This window comes from Pacificibacter maritimus (assembly GCF_003814915.1).
GTDB classification, from domain to species: Bacteria; Pseudomonadota; Alphaproteobacteria; order Rhodobacterales; family Rhodobacteraceae; genus Celeribacter; species Celeribacter maritimus.
On record NZ_RKQK01000001.1, the window covers coordinates 1297720 to 1316648 of the forward strand.

General features: G+C 52.5%; 19 protein-coding genes. 8 read left to right on the forward strand and 11 right to left on the reverse strand.

Going from position 1 to position 18929, the window contains the following annotated elements; translation table 11 throughout:
* Nucleotides 1–43 precede the first annotated feature (43 nt).
* Nucleotides 44–610: a carboxymuconolactone decarboxylase family protein gene (locus tag EDD53_RS06070; RefSeq protein ID WP_123792253.1), complete on the forward strand. Its 567-nt coding sequence runs from the start codon at nt 44–46 to the stop codon at nt 608–610.
* Nucleotides 611–711: 101 nt separating this feature from the next.
* Here EDD53_RS06070 and EDD53_RS06075 read toward each other — a convergent pair whose 3' ends face one another.
* Nucleotides 712–2754, reverse strand: coding sequence for a DEAD/DEAH box helicase (locus EDD53_RS06075; RefSeq protein ID WP_123792254.1), 2043 nt, complete (start codon nt 2752–2754; stop codon nt 712–714).
* Between the two features lie 213 nt (nt 2755–2967).
* Nucleotides 2968–3120 carry a hypothetical protein gene (locus EDD53_RS14810; RefSeq protein WP_170162691.1) on the reverse strand — a complete coding sequence of 51 codons (153 nt, stop codon included), beginning with the start codon at nt 3118–3120 and terminating at the stop codon, nt 2968–2970.
* A gap of 16 nt (nt 3121–3136) precedes the next feature.
* Here EDD53_RS14810 and EDD53_RS06080 point away from each other — a divergent pair, with 16 nt between their 5' ends.
* Entirely contained in the window at nt 3137–3472 is a 336-nt protein-coding gene (locus EDD53_RS06080; protein ID WP_148087098.1) for a hypothetical protein, read from the forward strand.
* Nucleotides 3462–4142 (forward strand): HTTM domain-containing protein, encoded by a 681-nt coding sequence (locus tag EDD53_RS06085; RefSeq protein ID WP_123792256.1) that lies wholly within the window; start codon nt 3462–3464, stop codon nt 4140–4142. Before EDD53_RS06080 ends, EDD53_RS06085 begins: the two co-directional genes overlap by 11 nt.
* A gap of 27 nt (nt 4143–4169) precedes the next feature.
* Here EDD53_RS06085 and EDD53_RS06090 read toward each other — a convergent pair whose 3' ends face one another.
* The 8 genes from EDD53_RS06090 to EDD53_RS06125 all read right to left on the reverse strand — a co-directional run bounded on the left by EDD53_RS06090 (nt 4170) and on the right by EDD53_RS06125 (nt 12739).
* Entirely contained in the window at nt 4170–5900 is a 1731-nt protein-coding gene (locus EDD53_RS06090; protein WP_123792257.1) for a thiamine pyrophosphate-requiring protein, read from the reverse strand.
* 49 nt (nt 5901–5949) lie between these two features.
* Nucleotides 5950–6717, reverse strand: a complete 768-nt coding sequence (locus EDD53_RS06095) for an SDR family NAD(P)-dependent oxidoreductase (protein WP_123792258.1) — start codon at nt 6715–6717, stop codon at nt 5950–5952.
* Nucleotides 6718–6727: 10 nt separating this feature from the next.
* Nucleotides 6728–8179, reverse strand: coding sequence for an aldehyde dehydrogenase (locus EDD53_RS06100; RefSeq protein WP_123792259.1), 1452 nt, complete (start codon nt 8177–8179; stop codon nt 6728–6730).
* Between the two features lie 11 nt (nt 8180–8190).
* Nucleotides 8191–8901, reverse strand: coding sequence for an ABC transporter ATP-binding protein (locus tag EDD53_RS06105; RefSeq protein WP_123792260.1), 711 nt, complete (start codon nt 8899–8901; stop codon nt 8191–8193).
* Complete coding sequence (locus EDD53_RS06110) at nt 8894–9622, reverse strand: ABC transporter ATP-binding protein (protein ID WP_123792261.1); 729 nt, start codon at nt 9620–9622, stop codon at nt 8894–8896. The genes EDD53_RS06105 and EDD53_RS06110 overlap by 8 nt, the downstream gene beginning before the upstream one ends.
* On the reverse strand, nt 9619–10533 hold the full coding sequence (locus EDD53_RS06115) for a branched-chain amino acid ABC transporter permease (RefSeq protein ID WP_246002232.1): 915 nt from the start codon (nt 10531–10533) through the stop codon (nt 9619–9621). Before EDD53_RS06115 ends, EDD53_RS06110 begins: the two co-directional genes overlap by 4 nt.
* A 2-nt stretch (nt 10534–10535) precedes the next feature.
* Complete coding sequence (locus tag EDD53_RS06120) at nt 10536–11399, reverse strand: branched-chain amino acid ABC transporter permease (protein ID WP_123792262.1); 864 nt, start codon at nt 11397–11399, stop codon at nt 10536–10538.
* Between the two features lie 101 nt (nt 11400–11500).
* On the reverse strand, nt 11501–12739 hold the full coding sequence (locus EDD53_RS06125; protein WP_246002234.1) for an amino acid ABC transporter substrate-binding protein: 1239 nt from the start codon (nt 12737–12739) through the stop codon (nt 11501–11503).
* A 136-nt stretch (nt 12740–12875) separates the two neighbouring features.
* Here EDD53_RS06125 and EDD53_RS06130 point away from each other — a divergent pair, with 136 nt between their 5' ends.
* Entirely contained in the window at nt 12876–13781 is a 906-nt protein-coding gene (locus EDD53_RS06130; protein ID WP_170162692.1) for a helix-turn-helix domain-containing protein, read from the forward strand.
* Nucleotides 13782–13931: 150 nt separating this feature from the next.
* Here EDD53_RS06130 and EDD53_RS15055 read toward each other — a convergent pair whose 3' ends face one another.
* Nucleotides 13932–14066, reverse strand: coding sequence for a hypothetical protein (locus tag EDD53_RS15055; RefSeq protein ID WP_281277936.1), 135 nt, complete (start codon nt 14064–14066; stop codon nt 13932–13934).
* Nucleotides 14067–14125: 59 nt separating this feature from the next.
* Here EDD53_RS15055 and EDD53_RS06135 point away from each other — a divergent pair, with 59 nt between their 5' ends.
* Genes EDD53_RS06135 through EDD53_RS06150 form a run of 4 tightly spaced genes read left to right on the forward strand, consistent with a single transcriptional unit; the run spans nt 14126 to nt 18911 of the window.
* Entirely contained in the window at nt 14126–15745 is a 1620-nt protein-coding gene (locus tag EDD53_RS06135; protein WP_123792264.1) for an OpgD/OpgG family glucan biosynthesis protein, read from the forward strand.
* Complete coding sequence (locus EDD53_RS06140) at nt 15745–15966, forward strand: hypothetical protein (RefSeq protein WP_123792265.1); 222 nt, start codon at nt 15745–15747, stop codon at nt 15964–15966. Before EDD53_RS06135 ends, EDD53_RS06140 begins: the two co-directional genes overlap by 1 nt.
* Before the next feature lie 19 nt (nt 15967–15985).
* A complete protein-coding gene (gene mdoH, locus EDD53_RS06145) occupies nt 15986–17770 on the forward strand; it encodes a glucans biosynthesis glucosyltransferase MdoH (protein WP_123792422.1) in 1785 nt (594 codons plus the stop codon).
* Nucleotides 17757–18911 carry an OpgC family protein gene (locus tag EDD53_RS06150; protein WP_123792266.1) on the forward strand — a complete coding sequence of 385 codons (1155 nt, stop codon included), beginning with the start codon at nt 17757–17759 and terminating at the stop codon, nt 18909–18911. The genes mdoH and EDD53_RS06150 overlap by 14 nt, the downstream gene beginning before the upstream one ends.
* The last annotated feature ends 18 nt before the right edge of the window (nt 18912–18929 follow it).

Genomic DNA, 18929 nt, shown 5'->3' on the forward strand with positions numbered 1-18929 from the left:
CCTAAAAGGAAAAATAAGTTCAATACAACAAGGACAATCAGACATGCCATTCCCATCCCACGATCTAGACACAGCCCCACAAGCCTCTAAACCATTGCTCGAACAGTCCCAAAAAGCGTTTGGTCGCCTGCCTGGTTTGCACAAAGTTTTAGCTGAAAGCCCGCAAGCTTATGAGGCCTACCAATTGCTGCATAAACTGTTCACTGAAACCGAATTCGACGCAGATGAACTGACGGTCGTTTGGCAATCCATCAACGTAGAACATGCCTGCCACTATTGCGTTCCAGCGCACACAGGTATCGCCAAAATGATGAAGGTTTCCGACGACATCACCGAGGCATTGCGCAATGAAACACCTTTGCCCACAGCAAAGTTGGAAGCCTTGCGCAGCTTCACGATCCAGATGGTGCGTGAGCGCGGCAATGCAACCGATGAACAGATGGATGCCTTCTTTGCTGCGGGCTATACGCACCGCGCTGTGTTGGACGTTATTTTGGGGATCGCACAGAAAACCATTTCAAATTACGTCAACCATGTCGCGGTTACACCCGTTGACGAAGTGTTTCACCCGCTCAAATGGGAACGCAGCGAAACACCCCTAAAGGTCTAAGACAGCCCGAAATGCCACGATTGTGAATCACATCTTGGCCCGAAACATAAAAAAGCCGAGCAATCACTTGCTCGGCTTTTTTGTGATTTATGATGAAAGGCTTAGCCTTTGCGTTTGAATGTCGCGTTGCCGCCACTTTTGGGTTTGCCGTATTTCGCACCAGGCTTGCCACCCGGCTTGCCGCCACCCGCAGGCTTGCCACCCGCTTTGCCAGCACCCGCAGGCTTTTTGCTGTAAACGCGTTTTGAACTATCGGCCGCGCCCGCTGCATAAGTCTTTTTTTCATATGGCTTTTTATCACCATCGGGCTTGCTACGTGGCTTTTTGGTCTTTTCAGAAACAGCACCATCACGTGTGATATCTTCGACTTTTTTCTTGAAAGGCTTTTTCTCATATGGCTTTTTATCGCCATCTTTGCCAAATGGCTTTTTATCGCCATAGGATTTTTTCTCGTAAGGCTTCTTGTCACCGTAAGACTTTTTATCGCCGCCTGACTTTTTATCGCCGTAAGACTTTTTCTCATACGTTTTTTTGTCACCAGAGCGACCACCGCCGCTCCCAAGATCAGGCATGGTTGCAAGGCGTGTCGCTTTGACGTTGTCTTCCAAAATACCGTTGCCCAGCGCTTTTTCAAACCCGTCAGCCGCAGCCTCTTTCAGCTCGATATAGCTTTCAGTGTCGCGAATACGGATCGCGCCGATGGATGTTTTGTCGATATTGCCAGCACGGCAGACAAGCGGCAACAACCAGCGAGGCTCAGCACGCTCGTCACGGCCAACAGAAATCGAGAACCAAACAGATTTGCCGAAATCTTCGCGTGGGGCGCGTTCTGGGCGCTCACCTGGTTTGGGTGCTGGACCGAGTTCTTCTGGCGCGGAAACGCCAGCGCGGTACAGGCGCAGGTAGGCCGCTGCGATTTTTTCAGGCGTATGTGTTTCGAGCATTTTGGCTGCAAATTCAGCTTCTGTTTCAGAAGGTTCCGCCGTCAAAGCAGGGTCTGTCAAAAGCTTTTCTTCGTCTTTTGCCAAGATCATTTCAGCGCTAGGCGCCTCAATCCATTCTGCCGTCAATTTGGCCCAGCCCAGCAAACGCGAGGCTTTGGATTTCATCTTAGGTGGCACGATCAGCGCAGAGATACCTTTGCGACCCGCACGGCCCGTTCGGCCAGAACGGTGCAATAATGTTTCCGCATTTGTTGGCAATTCCGCGTGGATCACCAATTCCAAGTTCGGCAGATCGATGCCGCGCGCGGCAACATCAGTCGCCACACAGACACGCGCACGACCGTCACGCATCGCTTGCAAAGCGTGTGACCGCTCGGCTTGGCTCAATTCACCTGACAGACAGACAACGGAAAAACCACGGTTGGCAAAACGCGCGGTCAGGCGCGCAACTGACGCGCGTGTATTTGCAAAGACGATGGCGTTTTCCGCATCGTGGTAGCGCAACATGTTGATAATAGCGTTTTCTTCGTCACGCGGAGATACTGACAATGCTTGGTAGGAAATATCAGCGTGCTGTTTTGCACCGCCAGCCGTATTCACACGCACAGCGTCTTTTTGATAGCTTTTTGCAAGCTTGGCGATCATCGCAGGCACAGTCGCAGAGAACATCAATGTGCGGCGGTCTTTAGGCGCCTCGCCCAACATAAATTCTAAGTCTTCGCGAAAACCAAGATCAAGCATTTCATCGGCTTCATCCAAGACAACAGCGCGCAGGCCAGACATGTCCAAAGAACCGCGCTGAATGTGATCGCGCAAACGGCCTGGCGTGCCCACAACGATATGCGCACCGCGTTCCAAAGCGCGGCGTTCATCGCGGTAATCCATACCGCCCACACAAGATGCCATTTTGGCACCCGCTTTTGCATAGAGCCATTCCAATTCGCGTTTCACTTGGAAGGCCAATTCACGAGTGGGTGCAATGACCAAAGCCAATGGAGCTTCCGCACGATCAAACCGTTCAGCATCGCCCAAAAGCGTGTGCGCCATGGCCAAACCAAACCCGACAGTTTTACCAGACCCCGTTTGTGCAGAAACCAAAAGATCGGCATCTTGCAGTTTCGGGTCATTCACCGCCTCTTGGACGGGTGTAAGGGTTTCATAGCCGCGCTCGGCAAGGGCGTCGGAAAGGGCTGTAATCATGGGTGATGTATGTCCGTATTGGGCAATCGCCGCTGGTGTGCGGAAAGACCGGAGGTAAGAAAGATGCCCTGATAAGGCAAGACTGGTTCATTGTATAGGGGCAATAACAGGGTTTTCAGCGTTGTTTTGTAGCATTTGGGTGAAGTAAGCGGGGCTTTGCGCAGATCGTGGCCTTGGCAACCTTACATTAAGCATAGACCAGTAAACCTTAGGTCAGACTTGAGGCTCTTGCCGCGCAGGTCCATTTGGTTTCAGCTCAACGGTGCGATGGATGATCAAAAGCCTAGGATTGATATTGCCAGCCTTGATCCCATCTTGGCGGTTTTTCAGCACCATAACCCCTTCTGTACGGATAGAATATGTCATTACTCAGCTGGATGCTTTGACCAATGCCGATTGGCAAGAATTTCGCCCACGCGCCACGCAGTTAACCAGCAGCGCCGTGATAAAACGCTTGCTGTGGAATCCGCATTGGAACGAAACCTTGTTTTTGGTGACCTGCGCTGAACGTCTGATAAGCGCACCCAGTCAGCACAGTATTGATGAGATCAACACAAGACTCCTACGCCAACTGACGGCAACGCCGAGACCACCTGCCCCCAGCCAGTATCTTTATTTTAGGTTAGCGTTCTGGGAGCGTCAGGGCATCGAGTTAACCAAAACGATTGAATATGTCTCTGAGGGGACGCCAATTGGGGGCGCCGTCAATGACCTTTGATACAGCCCTGCGCGCCAGTGAGATTTTGATGGCCTTGGCTTTTATTCAACAAAGTGCCGAACATCTTACCGCCGCCCCGCGCGAACGTATTATATTTGCCCTACGCATCATTCTGTCAGCCCTCTTGCTTGCACATCTACAGACCGCATGGGTTTTGCTAGGTCTGCTCGTACTGGGCCTTTGGGCCCTGCATCTGTTTCAAGGGCCCTATAATGGCGGCAGTGATCGCATGAGCCTGCTTATTCTTGCCTGCCTATGCGCAATTGCTTGGGTCCCCGACCCTATTTGGCAACATACGATCTATGCCTACCTTGGGTTTCAAGTCGGCATGTCTTATTTCATTTCAGGCTGGGTAAAACTGAAAAATCCTGAGTGGCGCAGCGGTTTAGCGCTGGCCGATGTGTTCCACTTTTCCGCCTATCCCGTCAGCGAAGATCTGCGCCGATGGGCCAATGCCCATCGTATACTGACCTTGCTCTCATGGGGTGTGATCCTATTTGAAGTTCTATTCCCATTGGCCTTTTTGTCGCAAACCCTGCTGATGATTGCGCTAATCTTGGCGGCAGGCTTTCACCTAAGCAACGCCTGCCTGTTTGGGCTTAATCGTTTCTTTTGGATTTGGCTCGCAGCCTACCCTGCAATTTTGTGGCTGCAAGATAGGCTGATATAAATCCCCACTGGGCACGTAAATGCATGTTTAGTGCGGCGCGATTTGCGCAATTGCAATGTTCAACAAAACCTGACGACGCTCGGTGGTGGCAACTTGAATTGCGCGCTGCAAAGCCGCAGGCAGATCGGTGCCCTGCGTCACGGTTTCTGTATAAGCACGACTTGCAGATGCCGTTTGCGTGAAATCAGGGCTAGGGCGCAAAGAGGTCAAAGGCACTTCATTTGATGCGCGTGCAGCCCCTTTCGGATAAAGCCCTTCGACAGAATGACGCACTGCGCCCCATTCTTCGTTGTTTAGTACCAAGATAATCACAGGAAGCTCATGCGCTTCAGCCACCAAATGACAGGCGGTGGGATTGGCAAACATATAACTTCCATCGCCCATGGTCGCAAAGATCAACCGCTCAGGATCGGCCATTTGCGCGCCGATCGCAGCAGGCAGACCCCACCCCAGCCCACCAGAATGGGGTTCTTGAAAATAACTGTCAGGTTGGTCCAAATTCAACGCAGGTAAAGGGCAGCCCAGCTCATGAAATACAGTGCTATTGCGGCCCAATTTAGCCTGATCTTGAATAACCTGCCCCAAACACAACGCCACCCAATCTTTGCTCATCGGCGATGCGCAACCCGTTTCGGCATGTGCTTTGATTTGCGCACGTTTGGCGTCTGAAGCCAGTGACACCTGTGTCCGCCGTTCCTCCACACCTTCGGGATTAACTGTCAGCTTTTTCATCTGCGCAGCCAGATTTGCAATCACCGTTTCAACAGGGCCTGAAAGGGTCAAACCAGCAGGAAAATTGCGTACAGGCGTGCGCGAAAACAACGGATCAGGGCCAGCTTGGATGACTTTCACATCATCTCGCAGAGTGACTGCATCGGGACACCAAGGGGCCAGCGCATTGAGCACCAAAACGACATCGGCCTTTTCCAACCAAGGCGCAGGATCAGGGCCGACCTGCATCGGGTGCGACAAAGGCAGGGCCAACTGGTTCGACCAATAATGTGACAAAGGCAAAGCATATGTGTCGCAAAGTTCCTGCAACGCGGCAAACCCTGCTGCATCGCCCGCGCCACGTTGGGCGATTATGATCGGGTGTTTTGCCTCAACCAAAGCTTTTGCCGCGCTTTGCAATGCGGTTTGATCGGGAGCTGTGACAACTGGCGCCATTTTTGACGGGTCAGACAGGCCAGAAGGGGGGCAAGGATCACATAACACTTCGCGTGGCAAACTGAGGTAGACTGGGCCTTTAGGCGTTGAATTCGCAATAGCCCAAGCACGATCCATGAGGTCCGAAATTTGATCGGCAAAGCGCAATTCGTAGTTCCATTTGGTCACCTCTCGGATGAGCGCCTCTTGGTCAAACATTTCTTGACCCCAGCCAATCGGCACAGTGCGCGCCCCGAAACGCGAATGTTCGGTCACGGGCGTGCGCCCAGACATCAAGATCATCGGCACTTGATCGCACCACGCGTTGATCGCGGCCGTTGCACCGTTGGACAGGCCCACATTTGTATGCAGCAAAACAGCCTGCATGCGCCCTGTCATTTGCCAATAGCCATGTGCCATAGACACCGCGGCATGTTCGTGAGGCACGGTCACGGGTGTTGGCAAATCAATACCCGCTCGGCGCGCCTCAACCAGACCTTCGATGATTGGCGGAAAATCTGTCCCAGAATTGGTAAAGACGTAATCAACGCCCAAGGCTTTGAGTTTGCCAAAAATAGCACCACCTGCGGTGATGGACTTTAATTCGGTCATCGTTAGTTCCCTTTGTCAATTCTATAGGTGGCGTCGATCGGGCGAACCCCTAGACCGACATCCCGCCATCAGCCATCAGCAGGTGGCCTGTGGTAAACCCCGATTGGGCAGAGGCCAGATACAGCACGGATGCTGCGATTTCATCAGCGGTGCCATGACGCCCCAAGGGAATCATCTCGTTGAAAAATTCGGTGCCATCGCGACCGATTTCTTCGCCCAACCCATCTTCAACACGCTTTTGAAATCCGTTTTCAATCGGACCAGGTGCTATGGCATTCACGCGAATACCGCGCGGCGCAAGGTCTTTGGCCAAGACCCGCATCAAACCCGTCAAGGCGTGTTTGGCTGTGATATACCCATAGACACCAGGATCGCCGCGGGTGGCCGCGACACTTGACGTGATGACAATACTGCTGCCTTTGGACATATGCGGCACCACATATTTCGCCATCAAAAACGCGCCTTTCACATGCACGGACAGCACGCTTTCAAAGACATCGACAGGGTAATCTTCAAGCGGCGCAACAGTGCCAAAATTGCCCGCATTCGAAAACAAGACATCAATGCAACCAAAGTGATCGACACAAGTTTCGATAGCCTGTTTTACCTGCACCTCATTTGACACATCGGCCGCGAGACACAGAACATCTTTGGCCTTGGCTCCAAAAGCCTTTTGAGCGGCGTTTTCCAGATCGATTGCCTCTAAATCGATGAGGGCAATTTTCGCGCCTTGGTCGTGCAGCAAACGGGCAGCGGCGATCCCTAAGGACCCCGCCCCCCCCGTGATCAGGCAGATTTTTCCATCCAAATCAAACATCATCCCCTCCCTAGATTGGGTAGTGGGGTTGGCCGTCTTGGATTGTGATCCAACGCAGCGTGGTGAATTCTTCGATCGCAGCAACACCGCCAAACCGACCATAGCCAGAGTCTTTGACCCCACCGAATGGCATCTGCGCTTCGTCATGCACGGATGGTCCGTTGATGTGACAAATGCCGCTTTCGATCCGTTTGGCCACATTCATAGCACGCACGGTATCGCGCCCGAAAATGCTGGCAGACAGGCCGTATTCGGTGTCATTGGCGACACGCACGGCTTCGTCGATGCTGCCAACACGCACGACAGAGGCTGTCGGGCCAAAACTTTCTTCGACATAGATCCGCATTGAGGGCGTCACATTATCGACCAAAGTTGCTTCCATCAGCACGCCATTGGCCTGTCCACCTGCAACGATTTTTGCCCCTTTTTCTTCGGCGTCGCGCACCAAAGACATGATACGATTGACAGCACCCTGATCGACAACACATCCCAAAGCCGTTTTGCCCTCACGCGGATCGCCCACGGTCAAGCTGCGGACTTTTGCGCCAAGCTTTTCTACGAATTCATCAGCAATTGCTTCATGCACCACCAGACGTTCGGTCGACATACAAATCTGACCTTGGTTCATATAGGCCCCGAAAGCCGCAGCAGCGACGGCTGCGTCGATATCTGCATCGTCCAGCACAACCATCGGAGCTTTACCGCCCAGTTCCAACAGCGCAGGTTTCAGATTTTCGGCTGCGAGCTGCGCAATAATCCGACCAACCCGTGTGGAGCCTGTAAAGTTGATACGGCGCACAGCGGAATGGCCGATCAATGTTTTCACGATCTCGCTGGCGTCTTCTGGCGCATTGGACAGCACGTTGAGAACCCCTGGAGGAAAGCCTGCCTCTTGGATCGCTTCAACGATCAAAGCATGAGTGCGCGGTGACAATTCGGATGACTTCATCACTACGGTATTGCCGCAAGCCAAGGGCATCGCGATTGAGCGTACGCCAAGGATAACGGGCGCATTCCACGGTGCCATCGCCAAGACAACCCCAGCAGGCTGACGGATCGCCATCGCCAGTGAGCCAGGTCTGTTGGATGGGATCACCTCGCCTTTGATCATCGTGGTCATAGAGCCCGCTTCGCGCAACATCCCTGCGGCCAGCATCACATTAAAGCCAGCCCAAGCGGCTGTAGCGCCCACTTCTTCGGCCATAGCTTTTGCGATATCATCACCGCGCGCTTCTAGATTATCGGCAGCGGCCAACAACAAGGCGCGTCGTTCAGCTGGGCCTGTTTCAGACCATGCGGGAAAGGCACGCGCTGCAGCATCCGCTGCGCTATTTGCATCTTCGACCGTTGCGGCCGCAGCTTCAGTCGCGACGCCGCCTGTCACAGGGTTGTTGCGCGTAAAGGTGCGTTCGCCCGTGCCCATTACTTTTTTTCCGTCAATCAAGAGGCTTAAAACACTCATGTTCTTCTCCATTATATGTCACCGCCCAAAAAGGCATGTCTGACAGCCGCATCATTCATTAACTCATCGGATGTCCCAGACCCTGTGATCCGACCCGCTTCTAACAGGTAACCACGGTCTGCATGACGCAGGCTGATTTTTACATTTTGTTCCACGATCAAAAGGCCAACGCCTGTTTTACGCACGCGCGCCAAGGCTTTAAACATGTCGCCAACGATAATAGGGGCAAGGCCAAGGCTTGGTTCATCAAGCAACAGAAAGTCGGGTTTTGACATCATCGCACGCCCGATCGCGACCATTTGCTGTTCGCCCCCTGACATAGTGTGAACAAACTGTCTTTTACGCTCATGCAAGCGCGGGAAAATATCATAGACCTGCGCGATTGTGTCGTCTTCGTAGTCTCTGGCACGCGCGGGCGTGGCCCCAAGACGCAGGTTTTCTTCGACAGTCATGCGCCCGATAATTCCACGCCCTTCGGGCACCAGCGCGATACCGCGATTGGTTAACTGGTGCGCTGGCATCCCCGTGATCGGGGTGTGATCCAAAGAGATCGTGCCATCTGCAACCGGCACCATGCCTGCTATGGCTTTTAGGATCGAAGATTTTCCAGCACCATTGGCGCCCAAAACCACGACCACTTCGCCTTTTTCGACCGAGATATTAACGCCGTCTACGGCCAAATGTTTGCCATAGCGGACAAGCATATTGTTGAGCTCAAGCATGGTCATCCCCCAAGTATGCTTTAATCACGACAGGATCTTGCAAGACCTCTGCGCTGGGGCCTTCGGCAATTTTTTCGCCTGCACTCATTACGATGCAACGCGAACACAATGCGCGTACGGCTTCCATGATATGTTCGACCAAAAGAATTGTCATACCTTGGCCCTGTAGATGTTGAACAAGGTCGATACCAATACGCAACTCGGATGGATTTAGTCCTGCAAGCCATTCATCCAAAAGCAGGATTTCAGGCTCTGCGGCCAAAGCTCTCGCCATTTCCATACGCTTTTGATCAATATAGTTGAGGTTGGTGACCTTTTCATCACCGCGCCCAGCCAGCCCAACGAATTCAAGTTTTTCATCGACAATCGCCTGTGCAGCGCGGCCCCATTTAGGCTTTCTAGAATAGGCCACTGACAACAGAACATTTTCACCAACGGTCAAAGTCGGCAAAGGGCGCACCAATTGAAAAGTGCGCGCGACACCGTGCTTGGACACTTTATGTGGCTTGAGCGCTGTGACATCTTTGCCGCCGACACGCACGCTGCCGCCATCACAGGGCAAGGCCCCTGAGATCATATTCATCACCGTGGTTTTGCCCGACCCGTTTGGTCCCAACAGGCCCACAACTTCGCCAGGTTTCAGGTCAAAGGAAACGCTTTTGACCGCAACAAGACCGCCAAACCGTTTATGTAAATTTGATATTTCCAGTTGGGCACTCATGATTGGCGTCCCTTTCTCAGATCATCGATCTTGGCCAGCACACCGTTGGGCATGACAAAGACGATGAGTATAAACAACGCTCCAAGGATGATCGAAAAGTGGTCAGGGAAACGCCCTGAAAGCCATTCAAAGAGCAAGAATAACGGAACAGCACCAACAAGCGGCCCCCATAGACGCATCGCTCCGCCCAACAGCGCCATGATCAAAGTCATGAAACTGACTGTCGGATTAAACACGATAGAGGGTTCAATATAGGTCCAACGTGGCGCTTGGATCGCGCCCACCAATGTGATGATTGTCGATGACACAACGAAAAGAAACAGTTTGATACGCGTCACATCAATCCCCGCATGCGCGGCAACCGTTTCGTCATCGCCCAGCGCCTTCAAAGCCAAACCGATGCGTGACCGACCAATCGCCCAAGCAATTAAGAAAGTGATCGCTGCCAAAGCCAACAGTTGCCAGTAAATATGATGTCCTTCGAAGGGTAAAAAGACATAGCGGCCCATGGTGTAGGTCACATTGACTTCCCACCAGCTTACAGTTTGGCGGACCAATTCGGCCAAGCCGAAAGTAAAAATGACGAAATACACGCCCGCAAGACGTAATGTGGACAGCCCCACCACCAGCGCCATGATCATGCCAATGCCAGCTGCGCAGAGCAAAACCAACGGGTATGGCAGCACTTCGTTCAAAACAGCAACGGTGTAGGCGCCGACTCCGAAAAAGGCCACGGTCGCCAAAGACACATAGCGTGTGGGGCCTGAAAATAGTGCCCAAGCCGTGGCCAGAGTGACATAGCCCGTCATCCCCAACAAAACGCCAGTCCAATACTCAGGCAAGATAAGTGGCGCGACGGCCAAGAGGGCAAGGGCAGTGAATGCCAGTGCAAATGCAATAGAAGTTTTCACGTTTATGCCTTTCCAAACAAACCGTTAGGACGCACCAATAGGAGCAAGAGAAACACGGTATATACAGAGGCTAGCGTCAAACCTGGATCGATATAAGCCGCCACAAAGGTTTCAACCAAACCCAGCAAAAGCCCTGCCACGATGGCTCCAGGCACACTGCCTTTGCCGCCCAAGATGACCACGATCAATGCTTTCATAGTAAAGACGACCCCCGTGGTGGCGGTGAAGGTTTGAAACATCGACACGACAACGCCGCCCGTGGCCGCCATTGTGCCACCGATGGCAAAGGCCATGCGCGCAGCTTTATCTGTATCGATGCCAAACAAGGGGGCGCTTTTGGGGGCCAAAGCGACAGCGCGCAGGATCATGCCCCAACGGGTGCGATACAAAACGATCACCAAGGCCGCACCGATGGCAAGACTCAAAACTAAGGCCAGCAAGCGGTTGCCAGACACCAAAGTTCCGAGCACACTGACGGGCGTGTTCATAAAGCTGTAGCTAATGTAACCACCGCCGAAAATCACCAGCAAGCAACCTTGGATCACGAACAAAAGTCCAAAGGTCAACAGAATGCTATCGACTTCTAAAGCGCCTTCATCAGGGGCGCGTTTGACAAGCGGCTCCATCATAAGACGGTAAACGCCCAAGCTCACGATGTAGCTTGCGGGCAAAATGATCGCGAGCGCCACGATAGGGTTGATGCCGAAGGATGAAAAAAGAATATAGGTCGCAAAACATGCCGCGATGATCGTATCCCCAAAGCTGAGGTTCATGATCCGCGCGATGCCGTATTGCAAGGAAAGTCCCATAGCGACAAGCGCATAGGTTCCACCAAGCACGAGCCCGTTGATGAGGTGTTCAAGCATTGACTGTCCAGTTTGTGTTCAAGAGTGAGGCGTTGTGTTCAAGAGTGAGGCGGCGAAACATCCCGCCGCCCCTGCCTCATGTTGTGGTAAAGTGAGCTAGATTAGTCCCAGTTCGGCTTTGGCAGTTGTACCGCTGCAAGACCTTCGCTGCCTTCAGGAGAGACTGCAACAAACGCGCCGTCTTGCCATTGGCCAACCCAGTTGATCGCACGTAACTGATTGTTTTCAAGTCGGGTTTCTTCGCCCAAAACAGTCGCGAACGTTCCTGTAGAGATTTCAGCTGTGATCGCTTCTTTATCCAAACCAACGCGTTCAATCGCTTGTTCCAACATCTGCAAAGATGCGTAGATCAAAACGGACCCCCAGTAATCAGGTGCGCGGCCGATGATTTCTTCGTGTTTGGCACGGTATGCTGAATTCAGTTCGTTGTTGGGGTCGATGCCGCCAAGGCTCATGACGCCTTCAACAGATCCGCCTGCGATATTCGGGTAAACAGGAAAGCCTGCGCCGACACCCAGATAGAAGATTTCGGGGTTGAAGCTGGCCACTTTGGCTTGCTTGGTTAGACCAAAGCTGTGTGGCGGATAGGTGAAGGCAACGAATGTATCTGCCTCAGAATTCGATGCTTCGCTGACAATGGTTGCAAAGTCAGATGTTTCTGGCGGGAAGGTTTTATCATAAACGATATCAAAACCTGCCTCTTCAAAACTTGGACGTGCAGCTTTCACCAAATCGATACCAAAGCCATCAGCTACTGAGACCATTGAAATCTTATCGTTGATACGGCCTGCTTCGCGCTCTGCGACCAAAATTTCGGTAAAGGCAGAGACGTAATCATGGCTGCCGCCCATGAACCAAAAACTGGACTCCCAGCGCTCAACAAAATCAGAGGCTTTGTCGGTCACAGCAGCGCCCGCAAGATGCGGGTAGCCGAATTTGGCCATCAATGGCGCAATAGCCAGATTAAAGCCTGTCCCCCAAGGTGGCAAAATCAAATCGACTTTGTCTTGGGTCGCAAGACGTTCGATCGCGCGCACAACGTCTTCTGTTGACGAACGATCATCGTAAGCGATGGCTTCGATCGGCAAACGAGTTCCATCGGGCATTTTCAACCCGCCCGCTGCGTTCACTTCTTCGATCCAAAGCTCATAGTTTGGCGTCACCGTCATATCAGCGCCGCCCGCATTTGGACCAGATTTTGAGATTGCGTAACCGATAGTCACTGCTTCACGGTCTTGAGCCGCCAGCCCCGTGGCGGAGCCAGTAATCGCAAGAGCAGCCACCGCGCAGGTCGCAAGGTGACGAGGGGCGCGCATGGCCCCTGACAGAAAATTCTTCATGGTGTTCCTCCCAGAATATCACGGATTTACGACCTCTTTTGGTCATTCATCCCACAACCGCGTCTCTCTCTACACGGCATGTTCAACGAGACTAGGAACTCTTGCTGCCTGTGATAATAGACAATATGATGGAATAATGGTACTTTTGTGGGATAATCAAACATTCAAGCAAGAGATTTCACCTTTGGAACGCAAAACCATTCAACCCGAACGCATTAAAAGCGCGCTGACGAATACAGAATTCTCCACCTCTGGCGGGCGGGCCATTTTTATGGTGCTTGTCTCTGGGCGCGGAAAGTTTGTGTCCGACGAAGTTGAACGTGACGTAACAGGGCCTTGTTTGATCTGGGCCCCAACAGGGTGGTCGACACGCATTTCGCTGATGGCAGGGTCGCGCGGTTTTCTTATCAGAATGCCAGAACATACTCTGGGGCGCGCTTTGCCCACGGATGTGATTTCGGCCCATGTGCGCCAAGTTGTCAGTCGGCGTATTTTCTTACCTGACCTGTCGCCGCAAGTGATTCAGTCTTTTGTGGCCTTATTTGATAAGATCGAAGCCGAGACACGCTCTATGGCGCTTGGAGTTGAAGCGGTTTTGCAGCATTGCGTGTCTCTGCTTTTGATCGATATTTGGCGCGCTGCTGCCCCACCTGTGCAGGTCGCCGAACCGCAGCCCCACCGTATTTCTGAACAGTTCTTCAATCTGGTCGAACTGCACCTGCAAAATCATTGGACTGTGGCTGAATATGCCTCAAGAATCGGTGTGTCACGGGACCGTTTAAATGACGCCGTGCGCCGTGCAATCGGCCGCCCGCCCCATCAGCACATTCAAAAAAGACTGACAGAAGAAGCAAAAGCTTTGCTGGTCACCACCAATCTACAGGTGGCCGAAATTGGATATAAGCTGGGGTTTGGCGATGCTGCCTATTTCACGCGGTTTTTCAAACGTCACGAAAAACTGGCGCCAGGGGAATTTCGGCGTAGGTTCACGCCGCTTTGGCGATCCAGATCCGAAGATGTTTCCTTTGCCGACTGGCCCTAAAACGCGTCTGCCTTGGACAATTTTACGACGTGTTCAAGGTAAATACTGTTAACCAGGCCCGTGATTTGCCCCGAAACTAGCGAGCAAATGGAACGTGTCGTAAACTCCAACGGTTCAAACCTAAAAAACCGGCCTAAACCCGCTCAATTCTTAAGCAACATCTAGCAGCAAATAGACAGCGACATCAGTTTTAAGCAAGACGCCGCCGATTTTCTTTCCCGAAACAGGGATTTCCTGCAAACTGGCGATATCTTGCTTGAAATATGTGCGACACAGTATTGTCATTGGCGCAACATACTCATATTTGCAGTTTCTTGTCAGGAAGTTACGGGAATCCGTTGAATATGCCAAATTGCAAAACACGCAGTTCTCTTACACGCCGCCATGCCCTTGTTGGCTTGTTGTCCACCGCAGCTTCTGCCGCGCTGCTGGACCCAAATGCATTGTTGGCCCAAGACCTCATGCAAGGCCCTATGCCTGCGCCTGAAGCTGCGCCAACACCGGTACATTTTGACTTTGACACCTTGAGCGAAGACATGCGTTTGGCCGCAAAAGCGCCAGCAAAACCTGCGGAGGTCATCAAAGGCTTTCTAACAGAGTTGTCTTATGACGACTATCAGCGCGTGCAATTTGATCGCACACGAACACGTTGGGCAGACACCGAGAATGCCAGATTCCATTTGAACGCCTTTCATCCAGGATGGTTGTTTAACGAACCCGTTCATTTGAATGAAATCGTAGATAGCATCTCGACCCCGATGGGATTTTCGGTCGACGATTTTGACTATTCCAATGTTGATAAAGAGATTCCTGAAACCTTTGAAATGCCTGGCGTTGCTGGATTTCGCCTGATGGCGCCACTTAATCGCGCCGATCACCATGACGAATTGGCAGCCTTTTTGGGAGCCAGCTATTTTCGCGCCCTTGGTCAGGACAACCGTTACGGGCTGTCAGCGCGCGGATTGGCGATAAACACAGGCATGCCAGCTGGCGAAGAATTTCCACGATTTACAGATTTTTGGCTGGAACGCCCCACAGAAAATTCCGACAAAGTTGTACTATATGCAGCTTTGCGATCCAAATCTGTGACGGGAGCCTACCGATTTGTGATTGAGCCAGGCAAAACCACAACAATGGATGTGACGGCACGCTTGTATATGCGCGAAAATGTGCAGCAATTGGGCATCGCCCCCCTGACCTCAATGTTCTTGTTTGGTGGCGCAGACCCCGGCAATTTTAACGATTTCCGCCCTGCTGTGCATGACAGTGATCACCTGATCTTGAACACACAAAGCGGCGATACGTTTGTGCGTCCCCTGACCAACCCTGAAAAGCTTGGGCATTCCTATCTTGCTGCGCAAAACCCAGTTTCCTTTGGTTTGATCCAACGCCAACGTGACTTTGATCACTACCTCGATGCACAAGCCCATTACGAACGCCGCCCCTCTTTGATGGTTGAACCCATTGGCGATTGGGGTGCGGGATCTGTGCGTCTGATGGAAATCCCCACTGACTTGGAAGGCAATGACAATATTGTTGCCTATTGGGTGCCTGAGAAAACGCCGCAAAAAGGTGAAAGCCTCGAGGTGTCTTACCGTTTGCATTGGGGCATGTCACCTGATGGAGATCGCGCACCAACACGTGCGCAGGTTCTGCGGACACGCACTGGCGTGGGCGGGGTTGCTGGCGTAGAAAAGGCCACAGACAGCATAAAATTTGTTATCGATTTCCAAGGCGGCACGCTGTCATCCCTACCTATCGATGCGAAAGTAGAGCCGCAGGTGACTGTATTACGAGGGAAATTGACCCAATCAATCCTATCGCCTGTTGACGGAACAGACCTGTGGCGCTTGGTGATTGAGGCTGTGCCTGAAAATTCTGAAACATCTATGGAACTTCAAGCGGCTCTCAAGGGTTATGGTAGTATCTTATCAGAAACATGGTTGTACCAATGGAAAGCATGATGACTCAATCTCCAGATCAAATTGGCACCACAGCCAACAGCGTTTCCGAGACCACACAGGCTTGGGACGCCTCTAGCGACCCCGCGACTTGGGCACCCAACGCGGCCCCGATGGACATGCCAATGCAAACCCTAACGGCTGCCCCGCTTGGTCATCACCTTGCAACCCAGATCCGCCACCTTTTGTCAGGGATGCGCATCGGGATTAGACACGAGATTTGATTTGAAACCAAAAACCGATATGTCCCCCGACACAACGACAGTTGTGGCGCGGGGTTTGGCCATCTCATTCGCTTTAATTGCAGCGTTTGGGGCGTGTTTGCTTGTCATCGATGCAGATCGCCAAAACGGATTTCAAATCTGGGATATCCTGCGCGCTGCTTTGATTTTACTGACCACTTGCTGGCTGGCATGGGGGGCGGCGCTGGGACTGATGGGGCTTTACCCGAAAGGCCGCAAATCTGCCGCGCCTCTTGAGGGCAGATCATCCTCAAAAACGGTCGTCCTTGTGCCCATCTGCAACGAAGATCCGATTGCAACCTTTGCGCGGATTGCGGCGATGGATGCCTCTATTCGCGACATGGGCCTGAATTTGGACATTGCGGTCTTGTCAGACACGCGCGCGCCAGAAAAACAAGCTGCAGAACACAGCGCATTTCGACGGTTAATGGCTGAAACCCATGCCGATGGTCGCCACAACGCGGGCCAGATTTTCTATCGCAACCGTGAAGACAATCGCGGCCGCAAAGCGGGCAATGTCGAAGACTTCATTGTCAAATCTGGCGGTGCCTACGATTATGCTGTGACCCTTGATGCCGACAGCCTGATGACAGGTGCAGCTTTGAACACAATGATCTTGCGCATGGATGCGGATGAACGCTTGGGCCTGTTGCAAACTTTGCCAAAAATCACAGGTGCACAGAGCTTTTTTGCCCGTGCGATGCAGTTTGCAGCCGCCTTTCACGGTCCTATTTTCACCAAAGGGCTTGAACGAATGCAGGGCTCTGTCGGGCCATACTGGGGCCATAACGCCATTATTCGGATCACGGCCTTTGCACAGTCTTGTCGTTTACCTGAACTGGAGGGCAAGGCGCCCTTTGGTGGGCATATTTTATCACATGACTATGTTGAAGCCGCGCTTTTGGCGCGCAATGGCTGGCGTGTCGTTGCAGATCACAGCATTGACGGGTCTTATGAAGAAGGCCCCGAAAATGTGCTGGCCTATGCCAAGCGTGATCGTCGCTGGTGTCAGGGCAACCTACAGCACTCGCGGCTGGTCTTTGCCCCTGGCCTTGCAAACTGGAGCCGCCTTGTCTTTGTCCAAGGGATCACCGCCTATCTTGTGTCACTGTTTTGGGCTGTTTTCCTTGTCACGACTGTCGCAGGTGCGATTTTTGCGCCAGAGCCGAATTATTTTCCTGAGCCGAACCAACTGTTTCCCGTCTTCCCATCGGACCGCAGTCGCGAAATTTTTGCCCTTGCCTTGGGCATTATCGGATTGTTGATTTTGCCAAAGGTGGCGATTTACTTAAACGCGCTCAAAACCAATCGTAGCCGCGACTTTGGCGGCAATGCGCGCGCATTGCTGTCGGTTTTGGCGGAAATCCTGCTGACATCACTCTTAGCGCCAATCATGTTGGCCTATCAAACCCGCGCAGTGATCCAAGTGTTGTCACGCCAAGATGGGGGTTGGCCTGCAAATGCACGCGGCGAAGGGCGTTTGACGTTTGCGCAGGCAGCGCGTTCCTCGCTTTGGATCGTCTTGATAGGTGCGCTGTCTTTGATCGCTATCTGGTACCTTGCTCCCAATTTGATGATTTGGCTGCTGCCTGTGACCGTGCCGATGATCTGTGCACCTGCTTTGATTTCATGGTCTTCTCAGCCGACATCAGCGCGCCATTTCACAGTGCCTGAGGATATGACACTGCCACCTGTTGTCAGGGATTTTCGTGAGATCCATGCAAAATGGTGCGCCACACCCCCAGCCCCGCAGCCCGTAGAAAAGGCAACCCATGCCCCAGCTTGATGGTACGACGGCAGCAGGCCCTAAACGGGCTGCGCGCGATCTAAGGATCGATGCGTTTCGAGGCTTGCTCTTAGTGATGATCTTTATCGATCATGTGCCGGGCAATTGGTACGAAAATCTGACCCTGCGCAATTTGGGGTTTTCTGACGCGGCCGAAAGCTTTTTTGTCATGTCAGGTATGGCCACGGGACTGGCCTATTCGGCGGGGCTTAGCCCCATCAGCGCGACAGGTCTATGGGCGGGGATCGCCCCGATTTGGAAGCGCGCTTGGGTACTCTACTTAACGCATATTTTTCTGACGATCGCAGGCATTGCTATTTTCGCCTATAGTGCCGAAGCCTTTGGTTTGACGCAACTTTTAACCAAAAACAACCTACGTCAAGTGTTCCAAAACACACAAGCCGCGATGGTCGGTATTGTGACGCTTGGCCATCAAATCGGCTATGTAAACATTCTACCAGCATATTCTGTGCTGCTGTTTGCAGCGCCCATCGCCATTTTGATCGGCAAGCGCAGCCCAATCGTTTTGCTGGCCTTGTCAGTTTTTCTATGGTTTTGCGCGGGTTTGTTTAGGCTGAACATCCCTGCCTATCCCAATTCTGGAGGCTGGTTTTTTAACCCCTTTGCTTGGCAATTGATCTTTGTGATCGGATTGCTAACGGGAATGGCGCTGCGAGATGGTAAGCGGTTTGTCCCGAAAACCAAACTGCTCTTTGCTTTGGCGTCTGGTTGGCTTTTGTTTGTTTTGGCATGGCGTTACGTGCCTGTACTGGGCCCTGAGCTAAACCACGGCATGGCCAAACTGTCCTCATATGGTCTGCCCTTTCACATCACATCGCATGACAAGACCTATTTGCCGATGTTGCGTTTGCTGCATGTTTTGGCGCTGGTTTATGTGGTGTCCTGCTTGCCGATTTTCACCCGCATGGCCGAACACGCTTTGGCGAAACCGCTCTGTCTGTTGGGGCGTCACGGGTTGTTGATCTTTTCGGCAGGTGCTTTGCTGTCCTTGGCGGGTCAGGCGACTTTCGCGTATTTCAAAGGCGTTGCAATTGTGCCTTGGATTTTTATCCCCTTTGGCGTTTTGACCCTTTGGGCGACCGCATGGGTTGCCGATTGGAAACGGCGGGCCTCAGCCTAGCTCCAAAATTGCACCTAA